Genomic DNA, 13,788 nt, shown 5'->3' on the forward strand with positions numbered 1-13,788 from the left:
GCAAGCCCGCTCCCACAAGGATTGCGATGAACCTGTGGGAGCGGGCTTGCTCGCGAAGGCGTTGATACTAACGCCTCCAAACCTCCGCCTGCCGCGGTTCGACTGTCACACTTTGTCTCATCTTCAGTTATGCTCGCCGTTCGTCGTGAATGCCGGAGCCACTGACCTTATGTCCCCCACTCGCCTGTTTGTCCCCCTCGCCCTCTCCTTGCTGGCCGCGTGCGCCACGCAACCGAAACAGAACGTGACCGTGGAAAAACAAAGCGAATGCCCAGTGCAATTGCACAGCGGGCAAAACCTGATCCTGACCCTGCCAAGCAACCCGACCACGGGTTACCGCTGGGCGATCCAGGATTCGGCCGGTGGCGTATTGCGCGCGCTCAGCCCCGAGGTCTACAGCAACCCGCAAGATGCGGGGATCGTCGGCAGCGCCGGCCTCTCCACCTGGCGCTTCCAGTCCTTCGCCGCGGGCACTGGCCGTTTGCGTCTGACCTACTCACAGCCATGGGCACCGGAAGTACCGGCAGTGGAAACGTTCGACTGTGCGATCTCGGTTAACTGATCGTGGGCTGGCTGATTCTGGCGCTGATGGGCGCGGTGACGTTCCTCTACGGCGTCAGTGTGCATGCGGCGTTGCTCTGCCTGCTGGTCAAACCGCTGCCGGTATTGGCGCTGCTCGGTTGGTTGCATGACGCACCGCCCAGCGAATATCGGCGCTGGATCAGCCTTGGATTGATTTTCTCTCTGGTTGGCGATGTGTTGCTGGCATGGCCGGGGGATTTGTTTGTGTTCGGTCTCGGGGCATTTTTGGTCGCGCATCTGGCGTATCTGAAGGCCTATTTGAGTGATTGCCGGCGGTTGGCGCTGTTACCGCTGATCATCGCTGTGGGCGTCGGCGCGGTGTTGTTGGGGATCTTGATTTCCAATGGGCTGGGTCCGCTGCTCATCCCGGTGATCGTCTACGGCCTGGCCATCAGCGCCATGCTTTGGCGGGCGCTGGCTCGACTCGGCACCGATGTGCCCAAACGCTCGGCGCTGCTGGCGGCTGGCGGTGCATTGGCGTTTGTTTTTTCGGACAGCGTGATTGGCATCAATCGATTCGTCGCACCGTTTCATGCCGCGCCTTACGTGATCATCCTCAGCTACTGGTTGGGGCAATGGGGGATTGCGGCGTCGGCATTCACTCAGAAACCGCGCTGAATCCTTCGCGAGCAAGCCCGCTCCCACAGGGAATAGCGCTGTACTTGTGGGAGCGGGCTTGCTCGCGAAAGCGGTCTCACTGAACACGCAAACCTCGGATCCTACCCAGCGTTTATCAGACAACCCGCGCATCGCCCCGTCAATTTGGCTAAAATGCCGGCCTTTTCCACCTACACCGCTGGAACCGCCGTGAGCAAAGAACCCGATCGCCTTTTCGCCCAGCCTTTGGCCCAGGTGCCTGACTTCGCCTTTAACGAGGACGTGGTGCGGGTGTTCCCGGACATGATCAAGCGCTCGGTGCCGGGTTATCCGACCATCGTTGAAAACCTTGGCGTGCTCGCCGCGCAGTTCGCCCAGCCAAACAGCGTGCTCTACGACCTCGGCTCGTCCTTGGGCGCCGTGACTCAGGCGCTGCGCCGACACGTACGCACTGACGGTTGCCGCGTGATCGCTGTGGATAACTCGGCGGCGATGGTCGAACGCTGCCGCGAATACCTTAATGGTCAGGACTCGATGTTCCAGGAGCTGCTGCCGGTGGAAGTGATCGAAGGCGACATCCTGGCCCTCGAATTCCAGCCAGCCTCGGTGGTGGCGCTGAACTTCACCCTGCAATTCATCGCCCCGGAGCAGCGCACCGCATTGCTCTCGCGCATCCACCAATCGCTGTTGCCCGGTGGCGCGCTGATTCTGTCGGAGAAGCTGCGCTTCAACGATCTCGAAGAACATGCGTTGCTCACTGACTTGCACGTCGCGTTCAAACGCGCCAACGGCTACAGCGAACTGGAGATTGCCCAGAAGCGCAGCGCCATCGAAAACGTCATGAAGCCCGACAGCCTCGAAGAACACCGCGAGCGCCTGCTGGCCGCCGGGTTCTCGAAAGTCGTGCCGTGGTTCCAGTGTCTTAACTTTGCCTCGTTGATTGCCTTGCCATGATTGATCTCTCTCCCCTCGCCCGTCGTCTGGCCGGTACTCCGCTGGCCGACTGGGCGAACACCCTGCAGGCCCAACTCGACAAGAAAATGGAAAAGGGTCATGGCGATCTGGAGCGCTGGCAAAGTGCGCTGGACGCTTTGCCGAAGATTCAGCCGAAGGTCGTCGATTTACTGAATGGCCTGACGCTGGACACCGATTGCGATGACCAAACCCGCGTTCAGATGCGCACCGCACTGATGGGTTTGTCGCCGTGGCGCAAAGGGCCGTTCGATCTGTTTGGCGTGCATGTCGACACCGAATGGCGTTCGGACTGGAAGTGGTCGCGGGTTGCACCGCATCTGGATCTGAAGGGTAAACGCATCCTCGATGTCGGCTGCGGCAATGGCTATTACATGTGGCGCATGCTCGGTGCCGGGGCCGACAGTGTGATTGGTGTTGACCCGAACTGGCTGTTCTTCTGCCAATTCCAGGCAGTGCAGCGTTACCTGTCCGAACCCAATGCCTGGCACCTGCCGTTCCCGTTCGAAGACCTGCCGCCGAACATGGAAGGCTTCGACACGGTGTTTTCCATGGGCGTGTTCTATCACCGCCGCTCGCCGATCGAGCATTTGCTGGCGCTGAAGGATTGCCTGGTCAAGGGCGGCGAATTGGTGTTGGAGACGCTGGTGATTGAAGGCGATCAGCAGCAGGTGCTGGTACCGGAAGACCGTTATGCGCAGATGCGTAACGTGTGGTTCCTGCCGTCGGTGCCGGCGCTGGAACTGTGGCTGCGCCGTGCCGGGTTCAGCGATGTGCGTTGCGTGGATGTGAGCGTGACGACGGTCGAGGAACAGCGCGGGACGGAGTGGATGAAGTATCAGTCGCTGAGCGATTTCCTTGACCCGCAAGATCACAGCAAGACCATCGAGGGCTTGCCCGCGCCGATGCGCGCCGTCATCGTCGCCCGCAAGTAAAACACCGATCTCCTTCCCCATGGAGATCAAAATGTGGGAGCGGGCTTGCTCGCGAATGCGGACTAACATTCAACAGAGATGTTGACTGATCCAACGCTTTCGCGAGCAAGCCCGCTCCCACACTGGATTGGTGTTTTAGTCTGCTGGTTTGGCTCTTCGGGCCTTGAAGAACTCGCTCAACACCGCCCCGCACTCCTCGGCCAACACCCCGCCTTCGTACAGCACCCGGTGATTCAAGAATCCCTGGGTAAAAAACTGCCCCTGACTCTGCACAATCCCGGCCTTCGGCTCCAGCGCCCCATACACCACTCGTGCAATCCGCGAATGCACGATCAGCCCGGCGCACATGCTGCACGGTTCAAGCGTCACATACAGCGTGCTGCCGGGCAGACGATAGTTGCTGGCGGCCAACGCGGCAGCGCGGATCGCGACCATCTCGGCGTGGGCACTCGGGTCGTTGCCGCTGATCGGGCAATTGAAACCCCGACCGATGATTTCACCGTCCTGCACCAGCACTGCGCCCACTGGCACCTCACCCAGCGCCGCGCCTTGGGCGGCCAGGGCCAGGGCTTCGCGCATGAAGTCACGATCACGGCTGCGGTCGATGATTGCGGCGGGGCGTATCTGACGCATCAGGCCACCTCGATGGCGGCCATCAGGCCGGTTTCCATGTGGTCGATCACATGGCAATGAAACATCCAGACCCCTGGGTTATCCGCCACCAGCGCCACTTGCGCGCGCTCGTTCTTGCCCAGCAAGTAGGTGTCCGTGAAGTACGGAATAACCTTGTGCCGGTTCGAGGCGATAACCTTGAAGCTCATGCCGTGCAGGTGAATCGGGTGTTGATACTGAGTCATGTTTTTCAATTCGAAAATGTAGCTCTTGCCCTTCTCGAGCTTGGCAATCGGGCGGTCAGCGCAAGTCTTGTCGGTGATGTCCCAAGCCTTGCCGTTGATCTGCCACAGGCTTGGCGGCTTGCCATTATCGACATTCACCGACACTGAGCCTACCCATTCGAAATTGAAGTTGAGTTTCTCCGCGTTGGCCAGGTCCGGCTCGGCCACCGGGTTGGCGGGCAGTGCGGGTGGCCACTGGGTCGGCGCATCGGTATTCGCCACCGAACGGAACGTGCCCAGTCGTACCGGGCCATTGCGCAGGGACAGTTCTTCACCGGCCGGTGGTGCCTTAATCGCCAGGCAAATGCGCATGCCCGGGCCGAGCCAGTATTCCTTGCCCAACGGGCGCGGTTCGATGGGGTTGCCGTCCAGCGCGTAGATCTGCGCTTCGACGCCAGGAATGTTGAGTCGGTAGGTCAGGGTGTTATCAAGATTGAGCAGGCGCACCCGGGTGATCTGCCCGGCAGGCAATTCGATCACCGCTTGCGCGACACCGTTGATGGTCGACAGGCGCCCCGCCGTGCCACCACGGGCCGCTTCGCGAGGAATGCTGAACGCGACAAAAGCGCCCTCTTCATCGACGTGCCAGCTCTTGAGGCTCAACGTCTTTTCGTACTTGAAGCCGGTAGGCTCGCGCTCTTCGATGATCAACGGGCCAACCAGCCCGCGACCGAGTTCTTCGCTGCTGTTCACATGCGGGTGATACCAGTAGCTGCCGGCGTCGGGCACGCGGAATTTGTAGTCGAAGTATTCGCCCGGCAGCACTGGAAGCTGCGAGACGTAGGGCACGCCGTCCATTTCCAGCGGCAGGCGAATGCCGTGCCAGTGAATGGTGGTGGCAACCGGCAGGTGGTTGATGAAGCGCACCCGCAGCCATTCGCCCTGACGCACACGCAATTCGGTGCCCGGCGCCGACGGGCCGAACGCCCAGGCTTGGGTCTTGTGCCCGGCCACCAGTTCAACGTCCAGCGGTGCGGCAATCAGCTCGTAGTCGTGGCCCGCATCGGCGTCGGCCATCTTGCCCAACCAATACCGCGACGCGCCCCCCGCTCCGACGCCAACGACAACAAGACCGGCCAGGCCACCGAGGATTTGGCGACGGGTAAAAGACATGAACTCAACTACCTCACGTATCAGCGACAGGCATGGAGCCTGTAAAAGGCGAATACGATACACCTGCGGATGAGAAACAGTAAGGGTGACCCAGGGCCGCACATCATCTGTGGCGAGGGAGCTTGCTCCCGCTCGGCTGCGCAGCAGTCGTAAATCGGGCAATGCGGTGTGTCAGGCATAACCGGATTTCAGGTTTTGGGGCTGCTGCGCAGCCCAGCGGGAGCAAGCTCCCTCGCCACAGGGTTAATGGAGGCCGGTGATCAGGTGCACCACGCCGTCATCCAGCATCATGACGCCCGGCACACCGGCCACATTCAATGCCTGCCGATCCATCCGCCCCACATCCCGCAACTCCACCCGAACCCGGGTCAGCGCCACCGGCTGCTGCGACTTCAGGTTATCCACACCGCCCAATGCGGCGACGATATCCGGAGCCAGACCAGAAACAGGCTGAGCCACCACTTTCGGCTCATCCACCACCAGATCCGGGGTCAACGCTTTCCAGAACGCCCGCTGCATTTTCTCGAACATGTTCAGTTCTCCAGTACCAGTGAAGTATCGACCGTCGCCTCGTGATACAGCCGCAACGCCTCGCGCACTTGCTCGGCGCTTTCCAGGCCCAGCACTTGCAGGGCGATGGCCTGGCAGTCCAGCAAATCCACTTCGCGAACCGCCGCTTTGATCGCCGGAATCAACGGCACGCTCACCGACAGTTCATCCACCCCAAGTCCCAGCAACAACGGCACCGCCAGCGTTTCCGACGCCATGGCGCCACACACACCGACCCATTTGCCGTGGGCATGGGCGGCCTTCACGGTGCTGGCAATCAAACGCAGCACCGACGGATGAAAGCTGTCGGCCTGACTGGCCAGGCGCGGGTGATCGCGGTCCATGGCCAGGGTGTATTGAGTCAGGTCGTTGGTGCCGATCGAGAAGAAATCCACTTCGGGCGCAAACAGATCGGCCATCAGCGCCGCTGCCGGCACTTCGATCATGATCCCCAGTTTCGGCCGTTCAGTGAGGCCCAATGCCAGCGCCTCTTCCTCAAGCATCTCCCGAGCCAGGCGCAACTCCGACAGCTGCGTGACCATGGGCAACATGATGTGCAGACGGGCCAGCCCGGCGCTGCTGAGGATCGCCTTGAACTGATCGCGCAACAGCTGCGGGCGTTCCAGACACAAACGAATCCCGCGCATGCCGAGGAACGGGTTGGTTTCGCTGTCCATCGGCACGTAGGCCAACGGTTTGTCGCCGCCGACATCCAGAGTCCGCACCACCAGATTGCGCGCCGGCCCCAGGGCGCGGGCGATGGCGCTGTAGGTGCAGGCCTGTTCTTCATGGCTCGGCGCATGATGGCGATCCAGATAAAGAAACTCCGAACGCAACAGTCCGACGCCCTCGCCTCCCAGCGTCATGGCCTGCTGCGCTTCAGCCAGCGAGGCGATGTTGGCCGTCACTTCAACGTGGTGTCCATCGCGGGTACACGCCACCAGCGCTGCGTGCGACAACTCATGTTGATGGCGCGTCTGCTGGCGTTGACGATTGGCTTGCAGCTGCTCGATGGCCGCCAGATCCGGGTCCAGATGCAGCTCGCCCTTGTCGGCGTCGAGCAACACTTGAGTGCCGTTGGCCAGCCCCAGCACCTGAACGGGCAACCCGCAGATCGCCGGCAAACCGGACGCCCGAGCGAGGATCGCGACGTGGCTGGTAGCGCCACCACCGACCGTGGCGAAACCCAGTACCTTGCGGGTATCGAGCCCGGCGGTCTGTGACGGCGTCAGTTGTTCGGCGATCAGGATCGCCGCTTCCGGCAGCTCCATCGCCTGATCCTGTACGCCGAGGATCAGCTTGAGCACTCGCTGGCCAACATCGACCAGGTCCGCCGCCCGCTCCGCCAGCAAGGCATTGCCCAGGCTTTTGAACAAGGTTGCCGCCGACTCGGTGGCCGCGCGCCAGGCGAACCCGGCACTTTTGCCTTCGTTGATCAGCACGTGAGCCACCTCCAGCAAACCCGGGTCTTCGAGCAGTTCCTGATGGGCCTTGAAGATCTCTGCCTGGGCGCTGCCCATGGCGTTATCACGCAGTTGTTGCAGGGCCAGCAGCGCCTCGGCCAGGGCGCGGGACAGATGATCGCGTTCAACCTGTGGTGTGGCGCCGAATTCATTCACTTCCAGGTGTTGTTCGGCTATCTGCACCACTTGGCCAAACGCCGACCCGGCCGATGCGCACACCCCACGCAACACCGTCAGCGATGAAGCCTCGGTCGCCTTCGCCTCAACCTGCGCCGAGGCCGCCACCGCTTCACCGCATCCACTGATCAGCAGCTCGGCCAGCGTCTTGATCGCTGCTTCAGCATCCGGGCCGGCCGCGCTGACTTGCACAACGTCACCGTGCCCCGTCTGCAACGCCATGATCGCCACCAGGGATTTCGCGTTCGCACTCGCCTGCTGTTTATGCAGGTAAATGCTCGCCGAAAAACCTTTCGCCGCCTGAGCGAACACCGCTGCCGGACGGGCGTGCAAACCGTTCGGGTTGGCGAGTGTCACCGGTTTGGAAAACACTGCTTCGCCCGCTTCCGGCACTGGCTCATCCGTTGCCTGCTCGATGGGCTTCAAACTCAGTAACGGCTGGCCACTGTCGACCACACCCGTTTCCGGCGTCAGCCAAGTGAACGGCTCACCGCTGACCACCAGCATCAACGTCAGCAGGCTGCGGGCATTCAACGCCACAAAATCGGCATCGAACTCGATCAGCGACTGCCCAACGTCAACCTGCTGGCCCTCCTCCACCAACCGCGTGAACCCCTTCCCGGCCAGGTTCACCGTGTCGAGGCCAATGTGCATCAACACTTGCACGCCATTTTCGTCGGTGATGCTGATCGCATGCCCGCTGGCCTGCACGTTGCTGACAACCCCTGCCAGCGGCGCGCACAACGTCGTTGAAGTCGGATCGATGCACAGGCCATCGCCGATCACGCGGCTGGAAAACACCGGATCGGGCACGAGGTCCAGTGGCATCAATACGCCGGACAAGGGCGCGTGCAGTTGCAATTGTTGGGGTGTGGCCATGACGTCACCTGCTGTTTTGTTCTTTGAAGTGCCGATGGAGCGCGAGGCTCCGACAGCATCGCTTATTTCCACCAGTACTCGACCTGCAATCCGACATTCGAACCGTGCCGCGCCGTGCCGAAGGCGCCGGTGTCGGACAATGCCGAGCCCTGCGCCTGTTCATTGGCGGCCCGTTTGGCCGCCTCGTTCCAGCTCGCATAGGTGTAATACAGACGCACCTCGGGCCGTGCCCAGAATTCCGGCCCCTTGGGCGACCAGGTCGGGGCGAAGGTGAACTTGCTCAGCTTGCGCGTGCCGCCCGTGGCGTCGACCTGATCGTGACCCAGTTCGGTCACCAGTTTGAACTGCTCGGTGAGCGCATAGGTCGGGCGAACACCCAGGGAAATCCAGTTCTGATCACTGCCGTCGGAGCGAATGTCTTTCTGGTAAACCGCCTCGATCTGCCCGCCAAATCGCGGCGTCACTTGCCAGTCGAAGAACTCCACCACCCGATAGCTTTTGTTGCTGTCGTCGAGCTTCACGTTACCGGTATAACCCAACCCGGTGCCGGGACCTTCGCCGTACTGGAAAGCCAGTTTGTTCTTGCCGCCCAAAAAGCCCTTCTGCACATGCTGGGTGGTGATCGCCCAGCCACGGTGAGCGTCGCGGCTGTCGGGTTTGTCGATGTAGCTCAGCCCGAATTCCAACGCACCGCCGGGGTTGGTGTTGAAGCCGGCAACGTTGAAGTCATGGCGGTTGATGTAGTCCTTCTGGTACAGGTTGTCTTTGCGCGAGAAGGCGTAGCTGTATTTCAGATCGCCGATCAGCACGTCCTCGATACCGCCGCCGGTGGCGCTCTGGTTCCAATAGTAGAAGTCGGAAATGTGAATATCGTTCCGTTTGTAGTAACGCCGGCCGGCCCACAGCGAACCGCCGTTGAGGCTGGGCATGTTCGACCACTGCGCATACGCCTGCGGCAGGCGCACCGAGCCGTTGTCACCGTTGAAGGTCAGGTCCTTGTCGTACTGGTTGTACAACGAAGCCATGCCGTCGACGCTCAGCACCGAGCCGTCATCCAGGGTGTAAAGATCCTGGCGCAATTCCAGTTCGGCGTACTGCTCGCATTCGTTGCCCAAGCGGTATTTGGTCTGCGCACCCGGCAGCTGGAAGCACTGCTGTTTATCGCTGTTGACCGAGGTGCCGACGCCGCTGCGCAAGTAGCCGGCGAACTCCAGCGCCTGGGCCGAAAGAGGCAAAGCCAGGCACACGCCCGCCATTGCAAGGCTGCGATTTATTGTTGTTTTCAAGAGCCACCCCATTATTTTTATTGTGTGCAGCAGCAAAATCGGCGCGCAAAATTCCCCCGCGCAGCGTTCTGCGTGTTTTTTTGAGTCGGTGTTTTTTTGCGGTCGGTCAGTCGGTCATATGCAGCACGAACGACTCATAAGGCCGTAAGCGGACCTGCCGATTTCGCGTCGGACAGTCCGGGTAATTGCTGATGACCAGACGTTGGGCCATGGTTTCGCTGATCACGTCATCTGGCAGTTCGACTTCGCATGACGTGCCATAGAAGTTGTTCAGCACCAGCAAGCGTTCGCCATTGCCCTCACGCACGTACGCCCAGACTTGCGTGTGCTCGGGCAACAATTGCCGATAGACACCGTCGGACATCAGCGCTTCACTGCGGCGCAGAGCGATCAACCGACGGTAGTGATGCAACACCGAATCCGGGTCATCGAGCTGAGCGGCAACGTTGATCTGCCCGGCGTTCGCCGGCACCCCGATCCACGGCTCGACAGCGCTGAAACCCGCGTTGGGCTCGGCATTCCAGTGCATCGGCGTACGGCCGTTGTCCCGGGACTTCTGCATGATCGCCGCCATGTTGTCGGCATCGCTCGCACCCGCCTCGCGCTTGAGCCGGAAGATGTTCAGCGTCTCGACATCGCGGTATTGATCGATGTGATCGAAGCCCGGATTGGTCATGCCCAGTTCCTCGCCCTGGTACACGAACGGCGTGCCCTGGAGGAAGTGCAGCGCCGTGCCGAGCATCTTCGCCGAGAGCACGCGATATTCGCCGTCATGACCAAAACGCGAGACCACCCGTGGCTGGTCGTGGTTACACCAGAACAACGCGTTCCAGCCACCGCCGGCCTGCATGCCGGTTTGCCAGTCGGAGAGGATGCGCTTGAGTTCGAGGAAGTCGAAATCAGCGCGGATCCACTTCTGCAGGTTCGGGTAATCGACCTTCAGGTGATGGAAATTGAAGGTCATCGACAGTTCTTTCGACTCGGGTCGCGAGTAACGAATGCAGTGCTCCAGACTGGTGGAAGACATCTCGCCGACGTTGATCAGGTCATGGCCTTCGAACACTTCGCGGTGCATTTGCTGCAAGTACTCGTGGACGTTCGGGCCGTCGGTGTAGAAACGTCGACCGTCGGTGTTGTCCTCGGGAAAATCCGCCGGTTTGGAGATCAGGTTGATCACGTCCAGACGGAACCCGCCGACGCCCTTGTCGCGCCAGAAACGCATCATCTTGAAGACTTCGGCGCGCACCTTTGGGTTGTCCCAGTTCAGGTCGGCCTGAGTGTGGTCGAACAGGTGCAGGAAGTACTGACCGGTCTGGGCTTCATACTCCCATGCAGAGCCACCGAACTTGGATTCCCAGTTGTTCGGCTGGTCGCGCCAGATGTAGAAATCCCGGTACGGGTTGTCGAGGCTGCTACGGGCCTGCTGGAACCAGGTGTGCTCGATGGAGGTGTGGTTGACCACGATATCGAGCATCAGCTTGATCCCGCGCTTGCCGGCCTCGGCGATCAGTAATTCGCAATCGGCCATGGTCCCGTAACTCGGGTCGATGGCGTAGTAATCACTGATGTCGTAGCCGTTGTCGCGTTGGGGCGAACGCAGGAACGGCGTGATCCACAGGCAATCGACACCCAGCCAGTGCAGGTAATCGAGCTTGGCCACAACGCCAAGCAAATCTCCCGTGGGGTTGCCGGCGTGGCTGTGAAAACTCTTCGGGTAGATCTGGTAGATCACCGAACGTTGCCAGTCTTGCATGGCGCTATTCCTTCAATAAGTTTTGTAGCGGCCCTTAGGGCCTCATCGCGAGCAGGCTCGCTCCCACAGTTGAATGCATTCCCATGTGGGAGCGGGCTTGCTCGCGAATGCGATCTATCAGGCAACCCGATACCCAGGCCGAACAATCTTCATGCTCAACCCGCAGGTCAGAACAAACGGCACGACCATGGCAATCACCATCCCGATCACGAACATCGGAATGAACTGCGGAATGATCGAGATAAAACCGGGCAACCCACCGACGCCGATCGCCGAGGCCTGGACCTTGTTCGGCGACAGGAAAATGCAGCCCAGGGCCGACCCGATCAGGGCCGCATAAAACGGAAATTTGTAGCGCAGGTTGACCCCGAACATGGCCGGTTCGGTGATGCCGAAGTAAGCGGAAATCGCCGAGGTCGAGGCCATGCTTTTATCCCGCACATTGCGGGTCATGTAGAACACCGCCAATGCCGCGCTGCCCTGGGCCAGGTTGGACATGACGATCATCGGCCAGATGAAAGTGCCGCCCTGGGTGGAGATCAGCTGCAAGTCGACCGCGAGAAACATGTGGTGCATGCCGGTGATCACCAGCGGCGCGTAGAGCAAACCGAAAATCGCCCCGCCGACCATCGGCGCCAGGTCAAACAGCATGACCACGCCTTCGGTGATGAGAATCCCCAGATGCCGGGTCACCGGGCCGATCACCGCCAGCGCCAGCACGCCGGTCACAACGATGGTGGTGATCGGCACTACCAGCAATTGAATCGCGTTCGGCACCCGCGCCCGCAGCCATTTTTCGATGACGCTCATCACGTAGGCTGCCATCAGGATCGGCAGGATCTGCCCTTGGTAACCCACCTTCTCAATCTGGAACAAACCGAGGATGTCGAAGTACGGCAGGCTCTGCCCGTCGAGACCCGCAACGGCCTTGCCATAGTTCCAGGCATTGAGCAGATCGGGGTGCACCAGCATCAGACCAAGCACGATGCCGAGGATTTCGCTGCCGCCAAAGCGTTTGGCCGCCGACCAGCCCACCAGCGCCGGGAGGAACACAAACGAGGTATTGGCCATGAGGTTGATCAGGCTCCAGAGCCCGTCAAGCTTCGGATAGGCGTCCAGCAGGGTCTTGCCCTCGATGAACATGCCTTTGGCGCCGATCAGGTTGTTGATGCCCATCAGCAGGCCGGCAATGATCAACGCCGGCAGAATCGGCATGAAGACGTCGGAAAACACCCGTACCAGCCGCTGCATGGGATTGATCTTCTCGACGCTTTTCTGTTTGACGTCGGCGATGGTCGAGGCGGCGAGGCCGGTTTGACGACGCAGTTCGGCGTAGACCTTTTCCACTTCACCAGGGCCGATGACCACCTGGAACAGGCCGCCGGTGAAGAACGAGCCTTTGACCAGATCGATCTGGTTCAGCGTGGCGCTGTTGACCAGGCTCGGGTCCTTGAGGGCCAGGCGCAGCCGTGTGACACAGTGCGCGGCCTGCTCGAGGTTGTCGCTGCCACCGAGGCTTTGCAGCAGCTCGCTGGCGATATTCGGATAGTCGTGGCTCATGATTGTCCTTGCGCTGTAGTTTTTTGTTATTGGCAGCACGCCGAAGCGAAAAGTACTCGTCTGTACGAGTTAAAGCAACAACTCGTACAGACGAGTTTGATTTTGTTTATCCTGAACCCGACAGGCGGCGATGTTTCCTACCTCCAAAGTCAAAGAAACCTAACGCCGCATGGACAAACCCCTACCCTGCCCTTAAGGTTCGAAGCCTTGAGTACAGCGCGGCATAGAGCCATCCCCATGAGTAAATACAACCAGATCTACAGCGATCTGCTTGCCAGCATCACGACCGAACGTCTGGAACGCGGCGCCCGGTTGCCTTCCGAAACCGAACTGATGGACAGCTACCAGGCCAGTCGCGGCACCGTGCGCAAGGCGATCGAGCAATTGCAGGAGCGCGGTTTCGCGCAGAAGGTCCACGGCAAAGGCACGTTCGTGCTGTCGACCAACCCGATCGAATTCCAGCTCGGCGGGATCGTCAGCTTTCAGGAAACGTATCCACGCCTGGGTAACGACGTCAGCACCGAGGTGGTCGAGTTCACTCAGATACCGCTTGAGGGCGCGCTGCTGGAACACATCCAGGCCGAAGCGGGCAGCCTGATCACGCGAATCAAACGGGTGCGGCGGATCGACGGCAAACGGGTGATCCTGGACATCAACCATTTCGTCAGCGACGTGATCCCCGGCCTGTCCCGGGACATTGCCGAGCACTCAATCTACGCCTTCATCGAGCAGACCCTGCAACTGCAAATCGCCTACGCCCAGCGCACCATCGAAGCGGTGCCCCGCAGCAAAGACGACCAGCAACACCTGGACCTCGACGGCCAGAGCCATGTGATCGTGGTCAGCAACCAGACGTTTTTGCAGGATGGTCGGCAGTTCGAGTACACCGAGTCGCGGCATACGCTGGACAAGTTTTACTTTTCTGACATTGCACGGCGCTGAGCCTGACTCTGGTACTCATCATTTCCTACGTCTTGCGTCAGCAACTGACCACCGCCAACGACCCAGTGCCTTACAGCTGGAACC

Annotated in this window: 12 protein-coding genes; 5 read left to right on the forward strand and 7 right to left on the reverse strand. The window is 60.5% G+C overall.

All coding sequences use genetic code 11. From position 1 onward, the window contains the following. Positions 1-169: 169 nt before the first annotated feature. The 4 genes from KGB03_RS03345 to cmoB all read left to right on the forward strand — a co-directional run bounded on the left by KGB03_RS03345 (position 170) and on the right by cmoB (position 3,086). Positions 170-562: a protease inhibitor I42 family protein gene (locus KGB03_RS03345; protein ID WP_150658656.1), complete on the forward strand. Its 393-nt coding sequence runs from the start codon at positions 170-172 to the stop codon at positions 560-562. A 2-nt stretch (positions 563-564) separates the two neighbouring features. Further along, positions 565-1,200, forward strand: a complete 636-nt coding sequence (locus KGB03_RS03350; RefSeq protein WP_223526338.1) for a lysoplasmalogenase — start codon at positions 565-567, stop codon at positions 1,198-1,200. A 153-nt stretch (positions 1,201-1,353) separates the two neighbouring features. Continuing rightward, the gene (gene cmoA, locus KGB03_RS03355) at positions 1,354-2,133 is read left to right on the forward strand and encodes a carboxy-S-adenosyl-L-methionine synthase CmoA (protein WP_223526339.1); all 780 of its coding nucleotides are present in this window, start codon (positions 1,354-1,356) and stop codon (positions 2,131-2,133) included. Next, on the forward strand, positions 2,130-3,086 hold the full coding sequence (gene cmoB, locus KGB03_RS03360) for a tRNA 5-methoxyuridine(34)/uridine 5-oxyacetic acid(34) synthase CmoB (RefSeq protein WP_218538328.1): 957 nt from the start codon (positions 2,130-2,132) through the stop codon (positions 3,084-3,086). Before cmoA ends, cmoB begins: the two co-directional genes overlap by 4 nt. A 135-nt stretch (positions 3,087-3,221) precedes the next feature. Here the strand turns inward: cmoB and tadA are convergent, their stop codons facing one another. The 7 genes from tadA to treP form a co-directional block, all read right to left on the reverse strand. Continuing rightward, positions 3,222-3,719: a tRNA adenosine(34) deaminase TadA gene (tadA, locus tag KGB03_RS03365; protein ID WP_008042399.1), complete on the reverse strand. Its 498-nt coding sequence runs from the start codon at positions 3,717-3,719 to the stop codon at positions 3,222-3,224. Next, complete coding sequence (locus KGB03_RS03370) at positions 3,719-5,095, reverse strand: multicopper oxidase family protein (RefSeq protein WP_223526340.1); 1,377 nt, start codon at positions 5,093-5,095, stop codon at positions 3,719-3,721. The genes tadA and KGB03_RS03370 overlap by 1 nt, the downstream gene beginning before the upstream one ends. Positions 5,096-5,338: 243 nt before the next feature. After that, complete coding sequence (locus tag KGB03_RS03375; RefSeq protein WP_223526341.1) at positions 5,339-5,626, reverse strand: PTS transporter subunit EIIB; 288 nt, start codon at positions 5,624-5,626, stop codon at positions 5,339-5,341. A 2-nt stretch (positions 5,627-5,628) separates the two neighbouring features. Then, positions 5,629-8,163 (reverse strand): phosphoenolpyruvate--protein phosphotransferase, encoded by a 2,535-nt coding sequence (ptsP, locus tag KGB03_RS03380; protein ID WP_223526342.1) that lies wholly within the window; start codon positions 8,161-8,163, stop codon positions 5,629-5,631. A 62-nt stretch (positions 8,164-8,225) separates the two neighbouring features. After that, positions 8,226-9,449 (reverse strand): maltoporin, encoded by a 1,224-nt coding sequence (locus KGB03_RS03385; protein ID WP_223526343.1) that lies wholly within the window; start codon positions 9,447-9,449, stop codon positions 8,226-8,228. A gap of 106 nt (positions 9,450-9,555) precedes the next feature. Next, a complete protein-coding gene (gene treC / locus KGB03_RS03390) occupies positions 9,556-11,202 on the reverse strand; it encodes an alpha,alpha-phosphotrehalase (RefSeq protein WP_223526344.1) in 1,647 nt (548 codons plus the stop codon). A 117-nt stretch (positions 11,203-11,319) separates the two neighbouring features. After that, positions 11,320-12,762, reverse strand: a complete 1,443-nt coding sequence (gene treP / locus KGB03_RS03395; RefSeq protein WP_223526345.1) for a PTS system trehalose-specific EIIBC component — start codon at positions 12,760-12,762, stop codon at positions 11,320-11,322. 237 nt (positions 12,763-12,999) lie between these two features. On the opposite strand from treP, the gene treR reads away from it, so the two are divergent. Continuing rightward, the gene (gene treR / locus KGB03_RS03400) at positions 13,000-13,704 is read left to right on the forward strand and encodes a trehalose operon repressor (RefSeq protein WP_223526346.1); all 705 of its coding nucleotides are present in this window, start codon (positions 13,000-13,002) and stop codon (positions 13,702-13,704) included. The last annotated feature ends 84 nt before the right edge of the window (positions 13,705-13,788 follow it).

Source organism: Pseudomonas sp. BF-B-26 (assembly GCF_019956495.1).
Lineage (GTDB): Bacteria > Pseudomonadota > Gammaproteobacteria > Pseudomonadales > Pseudomonadaceae > Aquipseudomonas.